Origin of the sequence: Thalassovita mediterranea (assembly GCA_019448215.1) — a bacterium.
Lineage (GTDB): Bacteria > Pseudomonadota > Alphaproteobacteria > Caulobacterales > Hyphomonadaceae > Henriciella.
The window spans coordinates 1,940,019-1,964,818 of the sequence record CP080408.1 but is presented as its reverse complement, the minus strand read 5'-3'; the positions used below and the strand labels follow the sequence as shown (position 1 = coordinate 1,964,818).

General features: G+C 60.6%; 27 protein-coding genes. 8 read left to right on the top strand and 19 right to left on the bottom strand.

The genetic code is table 11. The features are described from left to right. The first annotated feature begins 153 nt into the window (after positions 1-153). Positions 154-492 carry a DUF2061 domain-containing protein gene (locus KUV46_09870; GenBank protein QYI99658.1) on the top strand — a complete coding sequence of 113 codons (339 nt, stop codon included), beginning with the start codon at positions 154-156 and terminating at the stop codon, positions 490-492. An 11-nt stretch (positions 493-503) separates the two neighbouring features. Here KUV46_09870 and KUV46_09865 read toward each other — a convergent pair whose 3' ends face one another. Together KUV46_09865 and hrcA are read right to left on the bottom strand one after the other, a co-directional pair. Continuing rightward, on the bottom strand, positions 504-1,103 hold the full coding sequence (locus KUV46_09865; protein ID QYI99657.1) for a nucleotide exchange factor GrpE: 600 nt from the start codon (positions 1,101-1,103) through the stop codon (positions 504-506). A gap of 19 nt (positions 1,104-1,122) precedes the next feature. Continuing rightward, a complete protein-coding gene (gene hrcA, locus KUV46_09860) occupies positions 1,123-2,199 on the bottom strand; it encodes a heat-inducible transcriptional repressor HrcA (protein QYI99656.1) in 1,077 nt (358 codons plus the stop codon). A gap of 88 nt (positions 2,200-2,287) precedes the next feature. Between hrcA and KUV46_09855 the strand changes: the two genes are divergently transcribed. Both KUV46_09855 and rph read left to right on the top strand, forming a co-directional pair. Beyond that, positions 2,288-3,682 (top strand): MFS transporter, encoded by a 1,395-nt coding sequence (locus KUV46_09855; protein QYI99655.1) that lies wholly within the window; start codon positions 2,288-2,290, stop codon positions 3,680-3,682. An 11-nt stretch (positions 3,683-3,693) separates the two neighbouring features. Beyond that, positions 3,694-4,407 (top strand): ribonuclease PH, encoded by a 714-nt coding sequence (gene rph / locus KUV46_09850; protein ID QYJ02388.1) that lies wholly within the window; start codon positions 3,694-3,696, stop codon positions 4,405-4,407. A gap of 134 nt (positions 4,408-4,541) precedes the next feature. On the opposite strand, the gene KUV46_09845 is transcribed toward rph, so the two are convergent. The 4 genes from KUV46_09845 to KUV46_09830 are packed head-to-tail and all read right to left on the bottom strand — an operon-like array spanning position 4,542 to position 6,376. After that, entirely contained in the window at positions 4,542-4,979 is a 438-nt protein-coding gene (locus KUV46_09845) for a group III truncated hemoglobin (GenBank protein ID QYI99654.1), read from the bottom strand. Between the two features lie 59 nt (positions 4,980-5,038). Next, complete coding sequence (locus KUV46_09840; protein QYI99653.1) at positions 5,039-5,542, bottom strand: CreA family protein; 504 nt, start codon at positions 5,540-5,542, stop codon at positions 5,039-5,041. Between the two features lie 41 nt (positions 5,543-5,583). Further along, entirely contained in the window at positions 5,584-5,829 is a 246-nt protein-coding gene (locus tag KUV46_09835; GenBank protein QYI99652.1) for a helix-turn-helix transcriptional regulator, read from the bottom strand. 16 nt (positions 5,830-5,845) lie between these two features. Beyond that, positions 5,846-6,376: a DUF2975 domain-containing protein gene (locus KUV46_09830; protein QYI99651.1), complete on the bottom strand. Its 531-nt coding sequence runs from the start codon at positions 6,374-6,376 to the stop codon at positions 5,846-5,848. 117 nt (positions 6,377-6,493) lie between these two features. On the opposite strand from KUV46_09830, the gene rdgB reads away from it, so the two are divergent. Next, entirely contained in the window at positions 6,494-7,093 is a 600-nt protein-coding gene (gene rdgB, locus KUV46_09825; protein ID QYI99650.1) for an RdgB/HAM1 family non-canonical purine NTP pyrophosphatase, read from the top strand. Next, complete coding sequence (gene hemW, locus KUV46_09820; protein QYI99649.1) at positions 7,093-8,259, top strand: radical SAM family heme chaperone HemW; 1,167 nt, start codon at positions 7,093-7,095, stop codon at positions 8,257-8,259. The genes rdgB and hemW overlap by 1 nt, the downstream gene beginning before the upstream one ends. Here hemW and KUV46_09815 read toward each other — a convergent pair. Together KUV46_09815 and KUV46_09810 are read right to left on the bottom strand one after the other, a co-directional pair. Continuing rightward, positions 8,256-9,065 (bottom strand): SDR family oxidoreductase, encoded by an 810-nt coding sequence (locus tag KUV46_09815; protein QYI99648.1) that lies wholly within the window; start codon positions 9,063-9,065, stop codon positions 8,256-8,258. The two genes, hemW and KUV46_09815, sit on opposite strands and share 4 nt — an antisense overlap. A gap of 5 nt (positions 9,066-9,070) precedes the next feature. Beyond that, the gene (locus tag KUV46_09810) at positions 9,071-10,132 is read right to left on the bottom strand and encodes a class I SAM-dependent methyltransferase (GenBank protein ID QYI99647.1); all 1,062 of its coding nucleotides are present in this window, start codon (positions 10,130-10,132) and stop codon (positions 9,071-9,073) included. 173 nt (positions 10,133-10,305) lie between these two features. On the opposite strand from KUV46_09810, the gene KUV46_09805 reads away from it, so the two are divergent. Continuing rightward, entirely contained in the window at positions 10,306-11,097 is a 792-nt protein-coding gene (locus tag KUV46_09805) for a hypothetical protein (GenBank protein QYI99646.1), read from the top strand. 146 nt (positions 11,098-11,243) lie between these two features. On the opposite strand, the gene KUV46_09800 is transcribed toward KUV46_09805, so the two are convergent. The 4 genes from KUV46_09800 to KUV46_09785 all read right to left on the bottom strand — a co-directional run bounded on the left by KUV46_09800 (position 11,244) and on the right by KUV46_09785 (position 16,078). Then, positions 11,244-11,795, bottom strand: a complete 552-nt coding sequence (locus KUV46_09800; protein QYI99645.1) for an AAA family ATPase — start codon at positions 11,793-11,795, stop codon at positions 11,244-11,246. A 12-nt stretch (positions 11,796-11,807) separates the two neighbouring features. Further along, on the bottom strand, positions 11,808-13,367 hold the full coding sequence (locus KUV46_09795) for an acetolactate synthase large subunit (protein QYI99644.1): 1,560 nt from the start codon (positions 13,365-13,367) through the stop codon (positions 11,808-11,810). Between the two features lie 66 nt (positions 13,368-13,433). Then, positions 13,434-15,299 carry a feruloyl-CoA synthase gene (locus KUV46_09790; protein QYI99643.1) on the bottom strand — a complete coding sequence of 622 codons (1,866 nt, stop codon included), beginning with the start codon at positions 15,297-15,299 and terminating at the stop codon, positions 13,434-13,436. Beyond that, entirely contained in the window at positions 15,296-16,078 is a 783-nt protein-coding gene (locus KUV46_09785; GenBank protein QYI99642.1) for a potassium channel family protein, read from the bottom strand. The genes KUV46_09790 and KUV46_09785 overlap by 4 nt, the downstream gene beginning before the upstream one ends. A 202-nt stretch (positions 16,079-16,280) precedes the next feature. On the opposite strand from KUV46_09785, the gene KUV46_09780 reads away from it, so the two are divergent. Continuing rightward, positions 16,281-16,955: a Crp/Fnr family transcriptional regulator gene (locus tag KUV46_09780; GenBank protein ID QYI99641.1), complete on the top strand. Its 675-nt coding sequence runs from the start codon at positions 16,281-16,283 to the stop codon at positions 16,953-16,955. Positions 16,956-17,087: 132 nt separating this feature from the next. Beyond that, positions 17,088-18,791 (top strand): hypothetical protein, encoded by a 1,704-nt coding sequence (locus KUV46_09775; GenBank protein QYI99640.1) that lies wholly within the window; start codon positions 17,088-17,090, stop codon positions 18,789-18,791. Between the two features lie 31 nt (positions 18,792-18,822). Here the strand turns inward: KUV46_09775 and KUV46_09770 are convergent, their stop codons facing one another. The 7 genes from KUV46_09770 to KUV46_09740 form a co-directional block, all read right to left on the bottom strand. Beyond that, entirely contained in the window at positions 18,823-19,545 is a 723-nt protein-coding gene (locus KUV46_09770; GenBank protein ID QYI99639.1) for a hypothetical protein, read from the bottom strand. Next, positions 19,542-20,369, bottom strand: a complete 828-nt coding sequence (locus KUV46_09765; GenBank protein QYI99638.1) for a hypothetical protein — start codon at positions 20,367-20,369, stop codon at positions 19,542-19,544. The genes KUV46_09770 and KUV46_09765 overlap by 4 nt, the downstream gene beginning before the upstream one ends. Beyond that, complete coding sequence (locus KUV46_09760; protein ID QYI99637.1) at positions 20,366-21,163, bottom strand: hypothetical protein; 798 nt, start codon at positions 21,161-21,163, stop codon at positions 20,366-20,368. Before KUV46_09760 ends, KUV46_09765 begins: the two co-directional genes overlap by 4 nt. A 73-nt stretch (positions 21,164-21,236) precedes the next feature. Beyond that, complete coding sequence (locus KUV46_09755) at positions 21,237-22,655, bottom strand: M20/M25/M40 family metallo-hydrolase (GenBank protein QYI99636.1); 1,419 nt, start codon at positions 22,653-22,655, stop codon at positions 21,237-21,239. Between the two features lie 67 nt (positions 22,656-22,722). Beyond that, entirely contained in the window at positions 22,723-23,526 is an 804-nt protein-coding gene (locus KUV46_09750) for a hypothetical protein (GenBank protein ID QYI99635.1), read from the bottom strand. Then, positions 23,523-24,284: a hypothetical protein gene (locus KUV46_09745; protein ID QYI99634.1), complete on the bottom strand. Its 762-nt coding sequence runs from the start codon at positions 24,282-24,284 to the stop codon at positions 23,523-23,525. The genes KUV46_09750 and KUV46_09745 overlap by 4 nt, the downstream gene beginning before the upstream one ends. A gap of 7 nt (positions 24,285-24,291) precedes the next feature. Further along, positions 24,292-24,780 (bottom strand): hypothetical protein, encoded by a 489-nt coding sequence (locus tag KUV46_09740; protein ID QYI99633.1) that lies wholly within the window; start codon positions 24,778-24,780, stop codon positions 24,292-24,294. Between the last annotated feature and the right edge of the window lie 20 nt (positions 24,781-24,800).

Here is a 24,800-nt window from a genome sequence, read left to right as displayed (position 1 = left end):
GCCGCCATTTCGTCTTTCAGGGCCTGTCGAGGCAGCACCCCGAAACAGCGGCTCTACGGGTTGAGATGTGTGCCTGCCATCATTGGCAAACACGTCCTACCGCTGCGATATGGGAAGGCCTTTTTCAGGCTCAAGAGGCTGGATCACATTTGAGTGAGACAGCCACTGTCGTCTATTGATAATTTCTATGGTTACAATTCAAACAATAGGCTGGAACTTTGGCGAACGCCGCCTATTTCCATTTCCATGTCCAGCCTGTTGCCTCGCCTGCCTCGCGCCGTCGTCAAAACGGCCACCTACAGCGTCATGCATCTGACTGTTGCTGTCTCAGTTGCGTATGCGCTGACAGGCAATCTCGCGATCGCACTCGGCATTGGTCTCATCGAACCTGCAGTCCAGACAGTGGCCTACATGCTCCATGAAGATGCCTGGCGACGGATCGGAAGCCGGGCCAAGCCCCATGAGGGCGAGCCCGGCCCCTATAATGCCTAGTTCGCCATTCCTTAGTTAGCAGGGCCTGCGCTAACCGCCACAATAGCTGCGCGGAGCGTCCGCTCACCGATCTTCCAGCCTGACTGGAAGGTTTCAGCGATCGTGCCGGACGGATGCTGTGACGGGATCTGGCTGACAGCCTCGTGCTTGTTCGGGTCGAAGGTCGCGCCGGGCTCTGCGTCAATCGCAGTCACGCCATGTTTGGCGAGCTTTGCGTGCAGTTCTTTCTGCGTCATCTCCACGCCGCCGAGCAGGTTCTGGCCCGCCTCGGTCAGCGCTTCGCGCTCGTCGTCCGGCAGGGCTGCCAGCGCGCGCGCAAGGTTGTCAGACACGCTGAGCAGGTCGCCTGCGAACTTTTCGACCGCATAGGTACGCGCATCGACGATTTCTTTCTGGGAGCGCTTGCGGACGTTTTCCATTTCCGCATGGGCGCGCAGCACCTGATCTTTCAGCGCGGTGACCTCGCCCTCCAGCTCAGCAATTCGTGTTTCAGCGTCCGGTTCACGGTTCTGGGCTTCTGCAGCCTCTTCCAGCACCTCTGACTCTGGAGAGCCTGCATCGAGGTTTTCAGTTTCTACCGCTTCTGGTGGACGCTTCTGATCTTCAGTCATGTTCGCTTCCGTTTGTTCTTCACTTCTGGCGCTCGCCGAGTATCTGGCTGACGATACGCGCGGTATAGTCAACCATCGGGATAACCCTCGCATAATTGAGCCGGGTCGGACCGATCACGCCGAGTGCGCCGATAACCTGTCTTGAGGCGTTCATATAGGGGGCAACAATCAGGCTTGAACCCGATAACGGAAAAAGCCTGTTTTCAGCACCGATGAAAAGACGAACGCCTTCAGCCTCTCGCGTGGAGTCGAGGACATCCAGCAGGCCCTGCTGACGGTCCAGAATGTCAAAGAGCTGGCGGACCTGCTCCATATCTTCCGCCGCGCGCGAATCAGACAGGAGGTTTGCGCGCCCGTGCACGATCAGCGCACGTTCTTCGCCGGGCACTTCGCCCGCCCATTCTGCAAGACCTTTCTCAACCAGCGACGTCGCCGCCGCATCGAGCTCTGCGCGGCGTTCTGTGATTTCTGCGCGAATGGCAGCAGCCGCTTCGCGCAGCGTGCGCCCCTTCATACGGGCCGCGAGATAGTTGCCGGCCTCAATTAGGGTCGTGACGGGAAGGCCCTTCGGGATCGGAACCAGCCGGTTCTCAACCTCACCCAGCTCATCAACCAGAATGCAGAGCGCCTCTCCGGTGGCAAGCGGCACGAACTCGACATGGCGGACAGGGCGCTCGCGTGTTGGAGACGTCACAAGCCCTGCCCCGCCTGCAAGACCGGAAAGGAGCGAGGACGCCTCTTTCAGCACGCCCTGAAGGTCCCGGCCACTGGCGCGTAGGCGATCCTCGATGGCGCCGCGATCATTCTCGACGGGCTCACCGATTTCGAGGAAACCATCGACGAAAAGTCTTAGCCCGATATGGGTCGGCATACGGCCAGCAGAGATGTGGGGGCTGTCCAGAAGCCCCAGTTCCGTCAGGTCCGACATGACATTGCGGATGGAAGCGGGCGACAGGCCAATCCCGCTTTTCGAGAGGGTCCGAGAGCCAACAGGCTCACCGGTTTCCAGATAGGTTTCGACAATCTCCCGAAAGATGGAGCGGGAGCGCTCATCGAGGCTCTGAAGAAGGCCGACAGGTTTGAAATTCTCGGTCATGGGCGCGAATTTCCGGAGTTTGCAATCGCGAGTTTAATCAGTCGTTTTTCTCTTGGACGCGGCCTGCAAATGGGTTTCAGTCTGATCCATGTCCAGTGTGCCAGCGAAACTGTCTACTTCACAAGTCATTGCTTACGGCTCAGTCGGTATCCCCTTTGGGGCGGTCGGACTGCCCATGGCCGTATTCATTGCTCCCTTCTACGCAGACCAGATGGGCCTCGGTACGGCCACGGTCGGCATCATCTTCATGATCCTGCGGTTCTGGGACCTGTTTTCGGACCCGGTTATGGGCTGGCTGGTCGACACCAAGCCGACCCGACACGGAAAGATTCGTCACTGGTTGCTGATCGCCGTGCCGATCCTGCTTCCGGCGGTTTACCTGCTCTACAACCCGATCGGTCCGCCCGTATCGCCGCTCTTCCTCGGCATCATCCTGTTCATCTTCTATATCGGCACGACGATGATCACGACGCCCCACCAGGCGTGGGCACCGTCCGTCGCGCGATCCTATGATGACCGCTCGCGCCTGTTCATGTGGCGAGAGCTTTTCACCATCTCGACCATGCTGATCATGCTGGGCTTGCCAACGCTGCTGGCGCAGACGGGCGACGTGGACCGCAGCCACCAGATCGCGATCATGGGCTGGATCCTCGTCATCGCGCTGCCGCTGACCGTCGGCGCCGCCTGCCTCATGGTGCCGGACCCGAAGCCAGACCCGTCACAGCCAAAGGCGAGCTTCGCCCCAAGCGCCATTCTGGAAGCCCTCCGCCAGCAGACCCTCTGGCGCCTGCTGGCGACCGAGATCTTCATCGGCATCGCTATTGCGGGCACGGCTGGCACCTTCCTGTTCGCCGCCCAATGGGGCTTTGGCGTCGTCAATCTCGCGCCGCTCATCCTGATGGCGCACTTTATCGCAGGCTTTGTCGCCATGCCTTTCTGGGTGTGGCTGTCCAAGCGGACCGAGAAGTACATCGCCATGCGCTATGTCTGCCTCTGGTCGGCGCTGACCTACATCTCCTATTTCCCGCTTTCGGTGATGGGTGGCGGCCCGGTCCTCCTCTTCATCGCTGCAATGATCTCAGGCTTTGGCTATGGCTCACCCTTCATCCTGGTGCGCTCCATGATGGCAGACCTGGTCGAAGCCGAAGAAGTGCGCGGCGGCGCAAACCGGTCGGGGCTGTTCTATTCGCTGATGTCCGGCGCCTATAAGACCGGGGCGAGCTTCGCGATCGGCATCCCGTACATCCTGCTGGGCGTCCTCGTCGGATTTAACCCGTCTGGCGACAACTCCGCCGGCACCGTCACCGGCCTTATGGTCGTCTTCGTCGCGGTGCCGGTCATCTCCTACTTCCTCGCCGCCCTTCTCATCTGGAAGTACCCGATCACGCGCGCATCGCAGCAGGAAACCGCCGAAGCCATCAACAGGGGTGGACAAGCCAATCTTGAGTCGCTTCACCCCCCGGTGAAAGAAGGAGATCTCTGATGGCTGACCTTATCCGCCCATCCGGCCGCGCCGCTGACCAGCTTCGCGACATCGTGCTCGAAACCAATGTGACCCGTTATGCCGAAGGCTCATGCCTTGCAAAGTTCGGCCATACTCATGTGCTCTGCACCGCAAGCTGGCAGGACAATGTCCCGCCATGGCTGCGCGGACAGGGCAAGGGTTGGGTCACCGGCGAGTACGGCATGCTGCCACGCGCGACGCATACGCGCGGCCGCCGTGAAGCCGCTGCGGGCAAACAGTCTGGCCGCACGCAGGAAATCCAGCGCCTCATCGGCCGCTCGCTGCGCTCTGTCGTCGATCTGACCGCGCTTGGCGAAAACCAGCTCACCATCGACTGCGACGTTATCCAGGCCGATGGCGGCACGCGCACCGCGTCCATTACGGGCGGCTTCGTCGCCATGGCCCTCGCCATGAAGTATCTGCGCGAAGAAGGCGTCATCAAGACCGACCCGATCCAGAAGCAGGCGGCGGCCATTTCTGTCGGCCTGTTCAAGGATCACCCTGTCCTCGACCTCGACTACCCTGAAGACTCCGGCGGCGAAGGCGACATGAACGTCGTGATGAGCTCCGATGGCGGCTTCATCGAAATCCAGGGCACCGGCGAAGAGCGCCCAATGACCCGCCCCGAAGTCGAGCGCCTTCTGGAGCTCGCCGAAAAGGGCTGCACAGAACTCTTCGAGCACCAGCGCAAAGCGATCGGGTAGGCTCAAGACCCCACCCCGACCCTCCCCACTTTGCGGGGAGGGGGCACAAGTCCAATCGTTTCGAAACTTCACCCCCACTGGCCTTTGGCCAAACGTGGTCCCTCTCCGCTTGCGGGGAGGGATAGGGTGGGGCCCTAACGCCGCTCCAGACTTTCCAGCCCGAACATCGCAAACTGCAAACTTTGCGCGATCCGTTCGGCGCGGACCATGAAGTAATCCACGGTCTCTGCGCCCGGCGCGATATCCTCAAGCGTGCGCCTGAACAGGCCCAGCCATTCGCCGAAGTCTTCGCGCCTGACGCCCTCAAGCTTCATATGAGCTGGCACGGGCTTGCCGGAATAGCGCCCCGCACTCATAGCCACCGAAGCCCAGAAGTCTTTCAGCTTTGCGAGATGATCCGGCCAGTCATCGATCTCACCGTTGAAGATCGGCCCGAGACGGTCGTGCTCTCTCACGCGCCCATAGAAGGTTTCCACAAGCGTCTCGATAAAGGCGTCATCGATGCCAAGGCTTGCGGCATGCGCCTGAATATCGCGGCGTCGCTCCTCAGCAGAGCGTGTCTGATAGGTCATGCTGGGTGGCTAACTATAATTCTGAGCGGGGTACATACGCACCTGCCCTTAACTGCAGCCTACTCCACCACGGGCTTCTCCCGGCCCTCCCACGTAACGTCGGCGTCCCAGAGCGGCACGGTGGAGAGGCTCATCTTGGCGGAACCATCAACCGGCTTGCGCGAGAATGAGACGTACATCATCGCATCGCTTTCGGGGTCATAGATCCGGCGCACAGCGAGCTGCTTGAAGATCAGCGAGCGCCCCCGGTCCCAGACTTCCTCGCCCGAACGATCGAGATCGATCCGGCCGATTGTGACCGGGCCAGTCTTCAGGCAGGAGATGGATGAGTTTGACGGGTCTTCGAACCAGTTGCCCTTGCCGATCCGGTCCCAGACGCCGCGGTCGAAATAGGCGATATGGCAGGTAATGCCTTGCACTTTCGGGTCCTGCAGACGGTCAATCTTGATCTCGTTGCCGAGCCAGTCATTCTTGAACTCACCAACCTCGCGGTCCCCACCGCCACATGCAGCGAGGGTGAGAGCGGCAAAACCAAGCGCAATTTGTTTTGATATTCGGACCATGTTTCTAGAACCGCCGTGCAAGGCGACAGGTTCCGCGTGACCTACGCCGCCTCTTCATCCTCGTCTTCGGCGGCGCCATCGCCTTCCTCGTCGAAGATGAGGATATCGCCGGGCTGGCACCCAAGCTCTCTACAAAGCGCTTCGAGCGTCGAGAACCGCACCGCCTTTGCCTTGCCGGTCTTCAGGATCGACAGATTGGCGAGGGTCACGCCGACGCGGTCAGACAGCTCTGTCAGGGACATGCGGCGCTCAAGGAGAACGCGGTCAAGAGTTACGCGAATGGCCATATAGGGTCAGGCCCTCCTAAATCGTCATCTTCTCTTCCTCTCGCAGGCGGCTTCCTTCACGGAACACCTGCGCGAGGACGAAAAGCGCTATGACTGCCGCCCAGGCGGCAAGGTTGATGCTGAGCCTCAAAGGCTGGTCGCTGCCAAGATCGACAAAGGCGTTGAGGAGAATAACGGTCAGATAGCGGGCAAGTTCGATTGCGCCGATTGCCACAGCAATACGGGTGAGGCGCGGGCCATTTTCCGGCACGAAAGGGTCGCCGCTGGCGAGAGTCGAGAGGATGCTACGCAACTGAATGCAGACATAGATAATGCCCGGCGCGAAGACGGCGAGTCCGGCGAGCCCTGCGATAAACTGGCCCGGCGCGACGCCTTCGACATAGGCCTCCATGCCGGGCACGCGCATGACGCCGCCATTCAGGCTGCCAATCAGGCCGACGCCGATCAGGATGAAAGCGATGATACCGCTCAGGATCGCGATCCAGATCACGACCTGCATCAGTCCCGAAAGAAACGCAGCCATGGAGTTGTGCTGGCGGATTGTCATATCTCTTTCAAATCCTCAGATAGCTCTGAACCATAAACTTCTGGCAGTCAGACACGAATTTACCGTTAAACGATAATCGTGTTCACACAGAAAGCAAGATCGGAGCCACATCCACGCATGACTCGCAAACTTGAGAAAGGCCGTCTCGTCGCGGCGACGCATAACAAGGGTAAGGTCCGCGAACTTAAGGACCTTTTCGAACCTGTCGGAATGGAAGTTGTCTCTGCCATCGAGCTCGATCTGGACGAACCGGAAGAGACCGAGCAGACCTTTTCGGGCAATGCCCTCATCAAGGCGCGTGCGGCCTGCAAGGCGACAGGCGCGCCAGCCCTTTCAGACGATAGCGGCCTCGAAGTTGATGCCCTTGGCGGCATGCCGGGCGTGCATACCGCGCTCTGGGCAGGAGAGCCGCGCGATTTCTATGTCGCCATGGAAAAGGTCGAGACGCTGCTGAAGGAAAGCGGCGCGACGGACCGCACGGCGCGCTTTGTCTCAACGCTCGCCGTCGTCTGGCCCGACGGGCATGAGGAAGTCTTTGAAGGCACGGTCGAAGGCGAGATTGTCTGGCCGCCGCGCGGCGAGAAAGGCTTCGGCTTTGACCCGGTCTTCGTCGCAAAGGGTGAGACCGAGACATTCGGCGAGATGGACCCGGCAAAGAAACACGCCATGAGCCACCGCGCCGAGGCCTTCGCAAAGCTGAAAGCCGCCCTTCTTTAATGGCTGATGCCCCACCCTTCGGCCCGGCGCATGGCTTCGGGCTCTATATCCACTGGCCCTACTGCACGCGCATCTGCCCCTATTGCGACTTTAACGTCTATGCCGCCAAAGACCGGGACAATGGCTTACTGAATGCGGCGCTGCTGGCCGACCTTGATCGTCATGGCGACCTGCTCGTGGGACACCCGGCATTGGGGTCAGTCTATCTGGGTGGGGGTACGCCGTCGCTGATGGCACCTGCTGATATCGCGGCCCTGATCGAGACCGCAGACCAGCGCTTCGGGTTTGAGGCTGGCGCTGAAATCACGCTGGAGGCGAACCCGGTCGATATCAGCCGTGCAGCACTGGAAAGCTGGAAGGCGGCAGGAGTCACGCGCCTTTCGCTCGGCATTCAGTCACTGGAGGATGAAGCTCTTAGTTTTCTCGGGCGCGACCATGATGCGGCGATGGCGAAGCAATCCGTCGCTGAAGCTCTCTCCGTTTTCGACAATCTGTCGATTGATCTCATCTATGCGCGGCCCCGCCAACCCCAAGCGAGTTGGAAAACGGAACTGACTGAGGCCCTGTCGCTCGATGCGCCACATCTTTCGCTCTATGAGTTGACCATCGAAGAACGAACCGCCTTTGGCCAGCGCGCCAAGCGAGGGGAACTAGTCCCCATGGATGATGATGATCAGGCCGACCTTTATGAGCTGACCCAAGATATCTGCGAAGCGCATGGCCTGCCGGCCTATGAGGTGTCCAATCATGCGGCATCGAACCAGTACCAGTCACGCCATAACCTCACTTACTGGCGCGGCGGCGACTGGATAGGTATCGGCCCTGGCGCGCATGGTCGCCTGACAGTGGATGGCGCGCGCATCGCGACCCACGCCGCTGCGCGGCCAGCTGATTACCAACTCAGCGCGCACACACCCCTTGATCGCTCGTCCCTCAGCAAACTTTCACCGCTGGACAATGCGAGAGAACTGCTCGCCCTGGGCTTAAGATCTGAGGTCGGTTTTGATTTGGAACGGATTACAAAGGTAACTGATAGCGAAGTCGACTCAACTACGCTCAAAACCTTGGCCGACAGTGGTCTGATCCGTCAGAACGGATCCACAGTATCGCTTACCCGAGAAGGCCGCCTGCTTGCAGACCGGATTGCGGCAGAGCTTTCGCCCTAATCCACTTTCCGGAAGCGTTTACCCTGCTTCTTCATGATCGCACGGCCAACCGGCTCTGGCAGGATCCGCGTCAGCGTGGCCACGCCCTTATTGACCATGCCCGGCACGACAACCGGCTGACCACGCGCAACGCCTTCGAGCCCTGCCTTTACAACGGGCGCCGCTTCCATCCACATCCATTCGGGCGACTCATTCGTCATCTCGCGCGTGCCGTTCACATCGTGGAACTCGGTCCAGGTGAAGCCGGGGCAAAGCGCGGTGCAGTGAATGTCATGGCCTGCGGCTTCAGCCTCAGCATGCACGCTTTCGGAGAATTTTATCAGGCCCGCCTTCACGCTGGCATAGAGGGTATGGCCACTCGATCCCGGCGCATAGCCCGCTAGCGACGCCACATTGATAATGCGGCCAAAATTGCGCTCTGCCATGCCGGGCAAAAGCTTGTGCGTGAGCTCGATCGGCACGGTGTAAAGGACGCGAATAAAGTCTGCCTGCTCTTTCCAGTTCGTATTGAAGAAGGTGCCCGGCAGACCGTAACCCGCATTGTTCACCAGCGCATCGACATGCCGACCAGCTTCTTTCAGCTCATGCAGGATCGTATCGGCGGCGCCATCGCGAGCGAGGTCCTGCGAGATGGTCATCGCGGAGACCTTGTATTTCTCCTCGATCTCGCGGGCGAGGCCGTCCAGCCTGTCCAGGCGGCGCGCCGTCAGCGCGACATCCCACCCTTTGGCCGCATACTGGCGCGCAAATTCAGCGCCGATACCAGCCGACGCGCCCGTGATGAGTGCGAGCCTGTTGCCTGCCATACTGCCTATCCTTCCGTCTTGCGCCAGACATTCACCTTGGTGAGGAATGCAAGCTCTGTCCGTTCCAGTTTGAAACCCGCTGCCTCCATCGCAGGCGTAAAGTCCCATGCGAGATAGGCATTGTAATAGGGTTCGTGGAAACCTTCAGGGAAATATTCAAGGATCCCGTCGAGGCCCTCATTGTCCCCGAATTGCAGGCTGTCGGCCACGATGAAGGCGCTGCCGGGTTTGAGGACACGCGCCGCCTCGGCGATGGCCTTCGCACGGACCTCCTCTGGCAACTCGTGGAAAAGGTAGATCGACACGGTCATGTCGAGGCTCTCATCTTCCAGCGGCAGGACTTCAGCCTGCCCCTCGATGATCTCGACCTGCGGCCATGGCGCGACGAGCTGGCGGGCGCGGTCTGCATAGTTTGGCGAGAGGTCCAGACCGCTCGCCTGCAGCCTTGGAAAGGCGCGCATTGTCTCACGAAGGAAACGCCCCGTACCGCAGGCGAGATCAAGCAGTTTCACCTCTCTCTGGTCGCGGCCTTTCATTTCTCGCGCGATCTCTGCCAGCGCCCCGCGCCGCATGGCATCAGCGGCGCCGGTGAAAAGTGCCTCGACCTGGTGATCATAGAGATTGGCGCTGTCGTCAGAGAGCCAGCCATCGGTCTGGTAGTGGAAGTTCTGCTGGTAATAGTCCGGATAGCGATTGCTGCCCTCGAACTGCTCTTTCACCTCATTGCCTTCGCGCGCAACGCGCCTCCGGTCCACATCGGCCACGTCCCGCATGAAATAGCGCGCCCGGCTGACCGCCTTGGGCAGGTCCGCGAGGCGGACATCTTCAGGGGATGGATATAGCCCCGCCTCGATATTGGCGCGGTCCTTTGCGAACAGGCCGAGATAGGCCCGACGCAGCTCTTTCGTGTCGACCGGATTGATCGGCTTGAACTCTGGCTCACCCGGTCGGTTAAAGCCTGCAGAGCGGCGTTTCGCGATCGTGTACTGCGCGCCGTACCAGGCCGCGCGCATCGCCTGCGCCGCGCCATATCGCGCCCGGGCAAGCGTCTTTCCCGTTTCTTGCATGATAGCCATATAGGAAAAATGGGGCAGCAAGCCCGCTTCGTCCAGCCAATAGGTTAGAAGGTTGAATTAATTGTAATTTACCCTTCAGCCTGCGTTCAGGCGCAGATGTTAATGTGGCAGGTGAAGAAACAGGGGGCGATGTTTGCCCCGGCAAAGGAGACCAGATGTTCAAGATGCGTACAGCAATTCTGGGCAGCGCCGCAGCGCTCGCAATCGCGCTGCCGGCTGGCGCCCAGAACTACGGCTATTCCGATTATGACAGCTACAGCTATGGCCAATCCGGCTATAACCAGTCGGCCAACAGCAACGCGGCCTACCTCAACTGTGAGCGTGAGCGCCGCCAGCGCCAGCAGACGGCAGGTGTCGTCGGCGCGATTGCAGGCGGCCTGCTCGGCGCAACCATTGCCGATGACGACGATGACAACCGCTATCGTAACCGCCACCGCGGCTATAACCGGTATGACCGCCGCGACCGCTATGGACGTTATGATCGCTACGACCGCCGCGGCTACGGCCGTCATCACCGCGACAATGATGGCGGTGACCAGATCGCTGGTGCCGTGATCGGCGCCATTGTCGGCGGCGTTGCAGGCTCTGCCCTTGGCGGAAGTGGCAGCGATGACTGTGCCCGCCGGGTGCAAGCCCAACCGACCTATCAATATGGCAACCGGGCGAATCCGCCGTCGCGTGTCACCTATGACAATCGCTATGATCCGAACGCCCCTAATCGCGGCAGCTATAGCAACGACACGTATAACCGGACCTATAGTCAGGATGAACTTTACGGCGGTGAGCGGACCTACCGCACCAGCACCACCTACAGCAATGGCGCGACTACGACTGGCTATAATACCGGTTACCAGACCCAGGGCTATGACAGCGGCGAGTGCCGCATCGTCTACCAGGGCAACCGCGAACGCACCGCCTGTAATGTCGGCGGCGACCGCTGGGAGTTCGTCGACTAGGCGACCAATACAGTAAGAACCAATCGGCCTCGCCCTTCGACAAGCTCAGGGTGAGGCCGTTTGATATTCAGCCGCGAAGAACTCACCTTATCCCGGAAACAGCGAACCTCATCCTGAGCGAAGTCGAAGGATGAAGCCGCCAAGCGCTACATCCCGACGGCGCCCAGAATCACCCGCGCGCCCTCATCCGGCGAAGCATCATCGGTCGAAACTTCAAGATCATAGTCCCGGCCTGCATGGACGCGGGTAAACTGCCAGCGGGCCATACCGATATCACGGTCGCCTCTCTCCCGCTCACGCTGCTCTGCCGTCTCGAGTGCGCAACGCACCGCAATGAAAGTGACTTCGTGCCGCGCCAGCACTTCGCGGTAATGTTGCTGATCGTGTGCCCCTAGCATGACATCGTCGACCACCAGACCGAGGCCCTGATCGGCAAGTGCCGCAACAGAAGCCCGCATGCCCCGCATGAGCGCTTCCCCGTATGAGCCAGTCCCGATCTCGACCTCGGCAGGCGTGGCATCCGGCACCAGTCGGAAGCTGAACGCCTCATCGTCATTGGCAAAGCGCGGCGGCATCATCTCTAGGAAGTCGTCCATGCTGACGCGCAGCACCGGCCCTTTCGCGAGGCGCTGGATCGCGCGCGCTAGAGACGTTTTTCCCGAACTGCTCGTTCCGTTGAGAATGACGACGCGGGCCATTTCCGCCCCTGATCAGCCCGGCACGATGGCCGCGATCAGCTTCGGTCCGCTGGACTTCATCGCCTTCTCGAAAGCCTCGTCGAAATCCTCTGCCGTGGTGACGGCTGTCGCCTCAACGCCCATGGATTCAGCAAGGCTGACCCAGTCGATATCCGGCTCGCCTATGGCCAGCATGTCCTTCGCCGTCGGCCCGGGGTTGCCCGCGCCCGTACGGTGCAGCTCGATATTCAGGATGCGGTAGGTGTGGTTGACGAAGACGATCGTGGTCACGTCAGCGCCTTCGCGCACCATGCTCCACAGCGCCTGATTTGTGTACATGCCAGCGCCGTCGCCTGTCAGCGCGATGACCTTGCGGTTCGGCGCAGCGACCGCAGCGCCGAGTGCTAGTGGCAGGCCCTGCCCGATCGCGCCGCCCGTCAGCATCATCCAGTCATGCGGCTCTGCCGTCATGGTCGACAGGAAAACCGGAAGTGAGTTGGACACACCGTCATCAGACACGATTGCATTTTCCGGCATATGGCGCGCCACGCTGGCACCGACTGCCGCTGCATTGAGATCACCCTTCGGCGCGTCTGGTTTGCGAAGCGGCATTGGGTCGGCAATGTCGGCCGCGCCCATCGCATCGGCGAGCGCGAGCAGCGTCTTTGCGCTGTCAGTATCCGCCCCACCAAGGTCCAGCGTCTCGCAGCCCTCCGGCACGAGCAGGCTCGGCTTGCCCGGATAGGCAAAGAAAGCCGCCGGCAGGCTGGTGCCCGCGACCAGCATGAGGTCTGCACCCTCAAGGTCTGACATGGCGCCCTCAGCAAAATACTGCATGCGGTCCGGCGCGAAGACGCCGGCGCCCCGGCGCATCTTCCAGTAGAAGGTGTCGGTGATGACGCGCACACCTGCTGCCTTGAGGCGCGCCGCCGCGGCGAGGCCCTGCTCGGTGAGCGCGGTGCCGTTGATCAGGATGACCGGAGCCTTGGCCTTGCTGATGGCCTCTTTGGCCTCAGCGATCAGCTCTGCCGATGTCTGGCGCATTTGAGGTAGCTGCGCCTTGCCGCCCTTCTCGCCGCCTTCCTCCCAGGCCGAATCCGCCGGCAGGATCAGAGACACGGGGCCAGAGACTGGCCCAAAGCTCGCGGCGAAGGCTTCTGCGGCCAGCTTGCCGGTCGCCTTCACATTGTCGGCCGACTTGATCCAGACCGAGTTCGGTCCCGCAAGGCCCATAATGTCAGAGTTCAGCGGCGCATCATATTTGCGGTGACCCACGGCGTGATCGCCGATCACATTGATCATCGGCGTGTGCGCCCGCTTGGCGTTGTGGATGTTCGCCCCGCCATTGAGGTAGCCCGCGCCGAGGTGCAGCAGCGTCATGGCCGGCTTGCCAGCGATGCGCGCATAGCCGTCGGCTGCGCCCGTCGCGACGCCTTCGAACAGGCAGAGCACAGACTTGATCCGCGTCTCACGGTCGAGTGCGGTGACAAGGTGCATTTCCGACGTGCCGGGGTTTGCGAAACAGGCATCCAGCCCATTATCCGCCAGCGTTGAGACCAATGCGTCTGCGCCTGTCAGTTTCTGTTCCGCCATGGCGTCCTCCTGATAATTTCTTTACCGGGCCGCGCTCAGCGCCGCCGTTTGATGTTGTCTGGTCTTCTAGTCGACGATGATCACTTCGTCGTCGTAAGGCGATGTATAGAGCCGCTCGACTTCGCTCGTCCGCAGCGCCTGAACCCTGCCCTGATTGATATAGCCCTTTTCGGTGATCTCACCTGCATCGGCCTTGGGCTGGTCCCATTGCAACAGGATGCGCGCAATGCGCTTGGCCGCATTCGGGTTCGCCTTGTTGTAACGCTCGATGCCTTCACGCACCGCGGCGCGCACCTGATCGTCCTGCGCCAGCTCATCGAGACCAACATTCCGGCCCGTCTTGCGGCAGCACCAGGCCTCATTGAGGAAGCCGATCAGCGCGATGTCGTCCTGATTGAGGCCGCAGACCACCACATCCGAGAGCACGCCATCGACCGCCTCGACGACTTTGACGCGCACCGTGCCCGCAGACACCCAGGTGCCATTGGCGAGTTTGAATTCCTCTGCCAGCCGCCCGTCAAAGGCGAGGCCTTCCTCAGGGTTTTCCAGGTCCTTGAACTTCACCGCATCGCCGAGCTTGTAGAAGCCTTCTTCGTCGAACGCTTCTGCCGTCTTTTCAGGGTTCTTCAGATAGCCCTGCGTGATGCCCTGCCCCCGCACGCGTAGCTCCATCTTCTCGCCTGCAGGCACCATCTTCATCTCGACGCCCGGCAGCGGCAGGCCGAGCAAGCCCATCGTGTCGCTCGGCCAGTGGACGTTTGAAATGGTCGGAGACGTTTCAGTCGCGCCATAGCCTGCCGACAGGCTGATCCGCTCACCCGTGATTTCTACGGCGACTTTCTGGATACGCTCATAGATGTCCTGCCCCATGCTCGCGCCGCCATAGGCCATGACCATGATGCGCGAGAAGAAGGTCTCTGCCAGTGCGCGGTCCTGCTCAAGCTCGGTCGCAATCGCGGCCCATGCGGCTGGCACGGTCGTGTGCTGCGTCGGTGCGATTTCCTTGAGGTTGCGGAGCATCTCTGGCAGGCGCGCGGGCGTCGGCGCGCCCCAGTCGATATAGAGCGTGCCGCCCCAGTCGAGCATCGAGTGAAGGATGGAATTGGCCCCATAGGTGTGGCTCCATGGCAGGAAGCTCACCATGACCTGCGGCCCGTCGGCCATCTCTTCCAGCTTCTCCACATCCCAGACAGAGCGGATCATCTTCACCATGGACGCGATATTGCCATGCGTATTGATGACAGCCTTGGGCTCTCCAGTAGACCCGGAGGTCAGCATGTATTTCGCGACCGCGTCTTCCGACAGGCGGTCATAGGCGAGATCCACTTTGCTCGTCGGCTTTTTCGCAAAGTCCCGCAGTGAGATCGCATTGTGCACGTCCGGCGCGCTCTTGCGGTAGATGACCAGCCGCTCACCAACGCCCATGCCCTTCAGGCCGCGCTGGAACTGGATGCCATCCTCGACATAGACAAAGGCTGGCTCTGTCAGCTGGTCGACATGTTTCAACCGCGCGAAGTCCTCGCTCAGCGTCGCATAGGCCGGGGTGACCGGCACGACAGGGCTGCCGGCCCACATGGCGGCGTACATGACCAGCGCGTGCTCAATTGCGTTGCGTGACAGGATCATCACCGGCTTGTCCTGCCCTGCCCCTGCATCGATGAAGCCCTGCGCCAGCGCCCGTACCTGATAGAGCGCTTCGGCATAGGTGACTGTCTTCCAGCCGGGCTTGGACGGGTCATCCGGGTCGCGCTGGGCAAGGAAGACCTGGTCTGGCCGTGCGCTCGCCCAATAGACCAGAGGTGCCAGCATGTGCGGCGGGTGGGGCCGCTTGGGCTGGCCGTTGCGCAGGATGATAGAGCCATCGCTTCGGCGTTCCACTTGCAGCTTTTGCGGCAGGTAAGGGATCTCGCGAAAAGGAACATCAGAGGTCATGAAATACCTTCAGTCTTGATCTTGATAGGCGCGCCGCAATGCTTGCAATGGACGGCGTCACGGTCATGGCGCAGCAGCCCGCACGTCTCACATTCGCAGTCCACCCTGTTTTCAGGTTCCACGATGGCGCGCAACAGCTGAAAGAAAAGCGACAGGCCAAGGACCATGGTGAAGATGGCCAGCCAGCGGCCAAATTCGTCCTCCATTATGATGTCGCCAAAGCCGGTCGTCGTCAGCACGGTCACCGTGAAATAGACCGCATCCGTATAGGCATTGATATCCTCATTCCGGCCCACCTGCGTGGCGTAGGTGATGGCCGACATGACAAAGACGAACACGACCAGATTGGTGACCTTGTCGATAATCCGCTCATGGCGCTGGAAGAAAGGCGTCAGCACCTTCACGCGGCGAATGAAAGTGAAGGCCCGCACCGCCCTTACCGCGCGCAGGATACGCAGGAAGGCAAAATTCGACACGAGCAGCGGTGCGAACATCGTAACCACGACGACCATGTCCGCCCAGTTTATCCATTTCAGGAAGAAGCGGTGCCGGGGACGGGCGATGTACAATCGCGCGAGCAGGTCCACCAGAATCACACCGCCAATCACATAGTCGATCATGTGATGGCCGCGCTGGCGTTGATCAAAAGGCGCCCAGAGGAAGTAAGCAATCGTGACAAAGTCGAAGGTCAGCAGCGCCCAGCGGAACCAGAAGGAAGCCCTGCCCGTGCCCTCGTAAAGCCAGAAAAGCTGGCGATTCAAACCCGTCCGTTTGCTCATCGCTTTGGGGTGTCACACGCGCCCGGCGCCAGATCAATAGAAAGAGAAAAAGCGCGGCCTCGAGACACACTGGCGTACGCGGGACGAAACCTGTACGCCAGCGTGACAACGTTTCACTCTTTAAACATTCAAAGATTTCTATATATCTGAGGCTAGCGAAGGGCACACTTCGCAAAATCACAACGGGAGAGAGAGTAGACTTTTGTTTGATTTTGGATTGCCCGCCTTCTTCGACGTACTGGCTGAACCACAGCGCGCTGAGCTCAAATCCATGGCGCGCCAGAAAACCTATCGCGACGGCGAAACACTGCACCAGCCAGGCGAGCCTACCAATACAATGGGATGGATCGAAAGCGGCACGCTCCTGTTTGGCAAATACCTGGAAAACGACGGCTTCCACGCCCTCGTGAAGCTTGGCCCCGGTCACCACTTTGGCGAGTTCGGCGCCCTGCCCAGTCTCAATCAGGAGATCGCACCGAGACGGCTCGCGGCTGTCGCAGAAGGGCGCACGGTCGTAAATGAGATACCGAACTCAGAGCTGCGGGAAATGTTCTCGAGCGATCCTGAATACCTGCGCGCGTTTCACTTGGTAACGACGACGCGCCTGGCCCTCGTTCTCGAGCTTTATGATGACGCCCGCAGGCTGCCCGCGCGCCAGCGCATCATCAATTTCCTTTCGATTGTCGAACGGATGATCAAGGAAGAGCGGCTGATCAGCTGCACGCAATCAGATATCTCCAAGATGCTCGGCCTGTCCAAGGTGACAGTCAACCAGACCTTGAGATCGCTGACCGAGCGCGGCGTTCTCGCCATCGGCTATGGCACAATCAAATTCGAAGACCCCGAGCGCCTTCACGCAATGACCGACAGGGCCTGAAGACAGGTCACGCTTTAAATCCTGCGTTTCATAAAAGTCGCAGTCAGCGCACCAAGAGGCCTGTTCCTTCCCGGCAAGCCGTGCCAGCATACGCACAGCTTATAGTTCAACAGCCGCGACAGGACCCGTCCCATGCGCCCAGCTTCTTCCAGCCGTCTTCTTAAAATCCTGCTCGCTTCGGCCGCACTTGGCCTGGTGTCTGCCTGCGGTGGTGGAGGCGGCGGCGGTGGCGGCGGAAACGTAGCTGCGCCAAGCCCGCCACCACCTCCTCCACCACCGCCTCCGCCGCCCCCACCTTCCGGGCCGGCCTATCAGCCCGGCGTCTATCCAGCCGCCAGCCAGTTCAAGGACCAGTGCGCCAATCCGCGGTCAGGCGTTGATATTGAGGGTGATCCATTTCCTGATGAGCAGGGCCTGCTGGTCGAGGAGCTGTTCTGGCTGCGCTCCTGGACGGACGAGACCTATCTCTGGCGCAATGAAGTGCCGGATCTCAACCCGTATGATTACAATGACCGGCTGACCTATTTCGGCCTGCTGAAGACCGATGAGCGCCTGCCCTCAGGCACGCCAAAGGATGATTTCCACTTCAGTGAGCCGACCGAGGACTATCTCGCTGCCCGAAATTCTGCGCCGCAGCCCGGCTATGGCGTCAATTTCCGCGCCATTTCCACCTCGCCGCCGCGCGACTTCCGCGTGACCTATACAGAGCCCGGCTCGCCAGCTGCCCAGACGGTCAACGGCCAGCCGAATTTCGAACGCGGCTCTCGCATCCTGGCCATTGATGGCGTGGATTTCATCAACGCCAACTCACAGGCGGCGGTCAATACGCTGAACGAAGGCCTCTTCCCGACGAATGCTGGCGAATCGCATGAATTCCGCCTGCGCGATCCCGACGGCACCGAGCGCACCGTGACGGTGTCTGCAGGCAGTGTCACCCGGCAGCCGGTGAACACGACCAGCGTCTTCAACACGTCCAGCGGTACGGTCGGCTATATCCACTTCACGACATTCAGCCCCTTCTCGTCTGAACAGCAGATCGTCAATGCGATCCAGGACATGAGCGATGCAGGCGTCGACGACCTCATCCTCGACCTTCGCTATAATGGCGGCGGCCTGCTCGCTGTGGCGAGCCAGCTCTCCTACATGATTGCCGGTCAGTCACGCACGGCGAACCGTACTTTCGAACAGCTGCGCTTCAATGACCGGGCCGGAAACGTCAATCCGGTGACCGGACGTGTGAACGACCCCATCCCATTCCTTTCGACCGGTCAGGGTTTCTCTGTGCAGGGTGGGCAGAGCCTGCCGTCACTGAATCTCAACCGGGTCTACATCCTCTCGACCGAGCGGACCTGCAGCGCCAGCGAGGCCGTGATCAACGGCCTGCGCGGTATTGATGTGGAAGTGGTGATTGTCGGTGACATCACCTGCGGCAAGCCTTTCGGTTTCTATCCGACCGACAATTGCGGGCGCACCTATTACACGATCCAGTTCCAGGGCGTGAATGAAAAGGGATTTGGGGAATATGCAGACGGCTTCGTGCCGCAGAATGCCAACTTCCAGTTCGGCGTTCGCACACCAGGCTGCCAGGTGGCCGACCAGCTGGTCGCTCCGCTCGGCACAACGGGTGACCCGCTCATCGCTGCCGCGCTCCAGTACCGGGCGAGCGGCTCCTGCCCCGCTCCGACAAGTTCTGGCGTTGCCTCTGAACCTCAGGCCTTCCGGTCGTCGGAAACATCCCAGCAGGACGGCCTGGCCATTACCCTGCCAAAACCAGACGTCATGGACGTCAATCGTGACCTCTCCATGCCGGGTGAGTATCGCGGCCGCAGCAACTAGCTAGCGCGGGCCTTGTTGAGGCGGGCCGCCCTCAAGGCGCCGCCTCAACCTCTTCGCCCAGATAGACGGCGAGCTCCTCGTGCATGCGGCGGAGCTCGTCATCGAACAGGCCGTGATAGCGCTGGATCTGCGCCAGCATAAACGCCGCCGATTCCAGATTGCGCATGAACACGACATTGCCGGCCAACTCGTCAAAAGGTGTCGTCAGTTCACGGCTGCCCGTATTCCAGGAAAAGTCGACCTCGACAAAGATGACCTGCAGGGCAGCCATATAGGAGGCACCGAGATTCTCGATGCTGGTCTCATAGCCGTCCATAACATCAACGAACTGCAGGATGCGCTGCTTAAGAGCCTCATCCTCCACCAGCGCGATCTGCCCTGCCTGCAACTCGTCCAGCGCTGACCGGATCACGCAAAGGTCGCTCCACGGACCGATCAAAAGAAACTCTTCACGGAACCCCGCCTCGCCGCCGTCTCCGGGCTGCCCCAGACGTAACCTCTCATACGTGTCGCGGGTGCGCTCGAAATAGTCCTCAGCCCGGTTGATACAGACCTGCCCGGTCTCCAGCGATGTCGTCAGCTCCTCATAAAGTTGCCGCACCAGCCGCTCGCCTTCGGCCTGCTCGCTGCGGGCGGCATTCCAGTTGCCAAGCTGGATACCGAGATAGACACCGAACACCACAATCAGCGTCTCGATCACCACCGTGAACCAGTCCTGCTTCCGAATGGAGATGGCGAGGCGCTGGAGGATCATTCCGCCGTCTCCGCATTGCCCTCGTGTGTAACACCGACCGCTTCATCAATTGCGGCATGCAGCTCCGCCAGCCTATCGCTTGCAGGCTGAACGGCGCGCCCGACATAACCATGATATTGGGCCCGGTTCCGGTTGAGGGCGTTCAGGAAAGCGTTATTCTGCGCCATTGCCTTATAGTCGCAGGCGTAAACCGGGTGGCTTTCGGCGCCCTGAGAATAGTCGACGCCCATGACATAGCGAATGCGAAAGAGGTCCGGGAAAGCAGTGGAAAGCTCGATAACGCCTAATTGGCTTACCGCAATGAATTCCTGTGATCTCTCGATCTGCTGCAGATAGGAAAGAAGCGCGAGCTTCACCTTGTCTGACGTGATCATGTCGATGCGACCGGCCGAGACAAGTTCAGTCGCCGTGGGCAGCTCCGACGGGGGAGGCGTGAGATAGGATGATCCGTCCATAAGGCCGCAAAAGCGTGATTCGAGCTCTGCATCCGAAGTGTCCCTTTGGGCGGGCACAGCGCCGCGGACATACTCTTTTGCAGCACTGAGGTCTTCGCGCTCTCCATTGACGAACTCCGTCAGAAGCTCCAGCGCCCGCAGAATGACCGGCCGGCCTTCAGCATAACTCGCGCGCCGCTCTGTAAGCTCCACGACATCGCGGTGCAGCCTCTCCAGATAGTCGCGCTCACTGGCCTGGCGCTGGCGTTCGGCGTTCCAGTTATTGACCTGCAGACCGATGAACACGCCCAGCACGACGATCATGGTTTCAACAAAAACCGTGAACCAGTCCTGCTTGCGAATGGATTGGGAGAGGCGCTGCAGGATCATTGCGCGGCCACTTCGTCTTCTGCGCCAGTCCTCTCATCTCGAAGCGTTGCCAGCCCGTCGCGGATCGTCTCTGCAAGGCTGTGGGCCGCTGCTGCGTGCCAGTAGGCGGACACTTCCCAGGCGTAGAATTCCATCAGGAAGGCTTCGTCCTGGCAGGCTTCCTCCAATGGCACGATCAGCTCTGTCTCGCGCCAGATCGATGAGCCAGCGACGTCGCCGCTTTCCAGCGCAGCGATAAGCTCATCAGGGCTTGCATAGCTAAGCTCACCGGGCGCTGCGATGTGCAGCGTGCTGAGCGGGTCGCTCTGCAGCTTGTCATTCATCTCGATTGAATAACGCTGCAACTGATCGATGTAGCTGATCAGCGACATGAGGGTCTCACGCGTGTCGGCATCCTGGTAAGGCAGGAACGCCTCATTCGCGATCAGCTGATCTAGCGCATGCGTATCGAGGATGAACTCGATATCCCACTCAATTGGTGCGAGGGCAGCCTGCACATTCGCTTCCGCCGCCAGGCCCGTGCGGCAGGCCCGCAAGTCGCCCAGCGCCAGTTGCACAACAGGCAGATGTTCGCGGATCGTCTCCTGTTCGGCCTCGATCCCCGCCAGATTGTTTTCCAGCTCAACAATCACGCGGCCGAAGGCTTCGCCGTAAAGCTCACGGTCCTGCTGGTCTTCATTCAGATTGCCGAGCCACAAGCCAAGATAGATACCGAGCACGACGAGAACGAACTCGATCGCGACTGCAATCCAGTTCTGCTCGGCAACATAGCGCGAAAGCCGCCGCAAAATCATGGCACCTGTCCCCCCAAGGATGAACCTTAGCGGGACAGGCCAAAAAAGCTACTGGCGCGGCGGCCGGCCGGGATCAGCCTTCCTGCGGCCCGGCAAGCTCTTTCAGGATCACGTAGAAGTGGTCGAGACCGTCATAGAAGCTGGAGACGAGAAGACGCTCATTGAGGCCGTGCGCGAACGTGTCGTTCTGCTTGGCAGCCGCCCCGCCGACGCCATAGGTGTCATAGCCAAGATTGCGGTAGTGCATGCCGTCCGTGCCGCCTGCCGACATGTGCGGAATGATCTCCACATCGGTGACGCCGCGCGCCTCCAGCGCCGTCTGGACCGCTGCCAGCACGTCCTCGCGCATGCCGGACTCAGGGCTCTCGACGAGGTCAGAGATCAGCTTGAACTGCACGTCCTCATTGCCGACCACGTCTTTCAGCGTGGCTTCGGTCGCCTCAATGCCGACACCCGGGAAGATGCGGCAATTGACGGTCGCGGTCGCTGATTGCGGCAGTGCATTCTCGGCATGACCGGCGCGCAGCATGGTGGCGATACAGGTCGTGCCGATCTGGCCGACGGTCGCTGGGTTGGCGCGAAGGATTTCGATTGCGTCCTCGTCGGTCGGGTCGGCGGCAAAGGCGCGCTGCGCATTGCCAAGCCGGTCCAGCCGCTTGCGGCCCGCTGCCTCAATCGAGGCCAGCGTCAGATCATTATAGCGGACCGGGAATTTGTGCGCCTCGATCTTCTTGAGCGCATCGGCGAGTTCATAAATCGCATTGTCGGCGCGCGGCGCTGAAGAGTGTCCGCCCGGATTGGTGACGGTCAGCTCGAAGGTTGCATAGGTCTTCTCTGCGCCCTGGATGCCATAGTCGAGCGGCTCGCCATTCGGGCCAAGCGACAGCCCGCCCGCATCGGCGTTCAGCACGTAGGCCGGGTCGACCTCTTCAGCCACCCAATTGGCCTGCGCCCGCGTCGAAACCATGCCGGTTTCCTCATCGCCGGACAGCACCATGACGAGGTCACGCGTCGGTTCAAAGCCCTCTTCCTTGAGGCGGATAAAGGTCGCGACGAGGCTGGTGACGCCATACTTGTTGTCGGCCGTCCCGCGCCCGAAGAAATAGCCCTCTTCCTCGGTCAGCGTGTAAGGGTCGCGCACCCAGTCTTCTGCCAGCGCATCGACGACATCCATGTGCGCCAGAAGCGCGATCGGCTTGTCCTGCGGATCGGGTGAGCGGTACCAGACAACAAGGCCCTGCGTCGCCTCGCCATCATTGTCGTAGTCGCTGATTTCGATGTCATCATCTGTGAAGCCAGCAGCCTTCAGCTCCCCCACCAGATAGTCGACAATCTCCGGCACATTCTCATGCCCGCGCGCCGAGCGCACCTCGACCACATTGCGATAGATCTCACGCGCCTGCTGCTCGAAGGCGGTCCGCTCCTGCGCGGCGGCAAATGGGGCGGCGGCCAGTACGGCGGATGCGGCAAGAAGGGAAATCCTGAATGACATGATGCTGGCTCCTTGTTTGGCAGCGGCTGCGGGTGCCAGACCATAACCCTCTCGATCGAGCTGTCAGCTACTGATTTGGCTCACCACGAAAAGACACCCCGCCAGCAATGTCGCGCAGGTTCTCCACCATCACGGCATTCACCTGTTCGAGGTCCGTAATCGCCGTCTCGACATCGGCAAAGCGGACCTGCAAGGCTTCAATGAGCGTGTCATCCGCTTTCAGAAGCTGCGCTGCACTCGCGATTGCCTCGCCCGTCAGGCCAAGCTCACACGGATAGGCGAGCGACGACCGGATGGCTTCATAATCCCCAACCGGGACAAACCGGTCGCCGCATTCGCGCAGAAGGGCTGCCTGCACATCGGCGGGGACCTTGCGCCGGAAAATGGTCCGCAAGGGCGCTTCGCGTCCCTCCTGCGCGATGACATCCAGTAAATCCGTCGTGAACAGGTTGATCGCCGTCGTCCGCAGCGTCTCGTCTCCGATCAGGCCGATCTCACCGGTCGAAATCAGCTCGTCATAGGTCGCCCGGCCCCGGTCATTATACTTGTACTGCGTGGCTCGATAGGCGTTGATCAGGAACTGCTCATCGGAAAGCGGCGCGGTCCCGTAAAGCGAATCGAGCGCGGCCTTGGCGCTCGCCCGGACATCCTTGTTGTATTCCAGCAGATATTCATACGCCCAGGCCTCGTAGCGAAGGTCATCGGCCAGGCGCTCGCTGAAAACCGCAGCCCGCTGCCGGGTATCACGCGCCTCATTCCAGTCGCCGAGCTGGATGCCGAGAAACACGCCGACCACGACGATCACAAAGTCGATCGCGATGGCTGTCCACTCCTGATTGCGCACATGACGAATGACACGGCGCAGGATCATGGCGTCTCCGGCGTCCCTTCATCATGGGCAATGCCGAGTTCTGCATCGATGGCGCCGTGCAGTTCGACGAAAGCATCATCCATGAAGTCGAACACAAAGCTTTTTGTGTCCCGAAGGATGGAATAGTTGCCCATCATATGGGCCTGAAAACCCCGGGACGCGCGCATGGCGGCAAGATCACACACCGCCTTCCGGTCCCAGTCGTCATCATCCTCAGGCGATGGTACCAGCTCATACCAGATCATCTCGGGATAAAGCTCGGCAAGGTCGTCGAGCTCTGGCGACTTCTGGTGCACCCATTCACGCACGGCATCGCGTTTTGAAGCAAACCGCATGATCGCGAGCCGCAACTCGTCATTGTTGATTGAGGCGAGGATACCTGACTGTGTGACCTCTTCCAGCGTCGGAACGCCATCGGCTGGACGGTCAATTATATGGGACCTCGATAGCGCAAAGCATTGCTCCGGCGTCAGGCTTGACACGCTGCTCACGCCCATGATGGCCGGGCGTGCCATCGCAACACCGTCTGCTCTCTGCTCAGTGAAGGTTTCCGTGTACGCGCGCACGCGCTCAATCTCGCTGAGTTCACGCTCCAGCCGGACCATCGTGTCGCGCGCATAGGCGCGCTCGGACTGCCTTGAGGCCGCCTCGTTGATCTGGAACGCAAACAGCACGCCCGCCACAACGATCGCGAACTCGATGATGACAGCGAGCCAGTCCTGCTTGCGGATCGCGGTGGAGAGACGGCGGAGGATCAAAGGACTATCACCCCACAGCCTCAAGCCGGTCCCAGAGGTCGATCTCGGGCGCGTCCTTCACCATCGCGTCGACCACGCCCACGAAGCCTGGATTGAAATAGCCCCGGCACACATCCCAGAGCGCCCGGCCGCGCGCCGTGCCCAGCACGAAGTAGATCACACCGCGATAGGTCTCCCAGGATTCCTTGGTGATCGCCCCGTTCTGGTATTGCAGCCACTCATATTCCCGCGCCCGCATCTGCCCGATCATCCAGAAGAAGAGCCGCGTTTTCTGCTCGAAGTTCGGTGTCTCGGCCTGCGAGAAGATGCGGCCAAGCTCGGGGAAATCGACGAATTTGTAGACCCCGGTCTGATCGTAGGTGAGCTGCGCCTGCCGCGCTTCGGACCGCATCTGCCGCGCGCCCTGATGCACCTGTATCGCCAGATAGATCAACGTTCCGGCGACGACCGCCACGCCAATGATCTGCGCAATCAGTGCGACCTGTTCCAGTGTCATGAAAGCCCCCCGACTTCAGG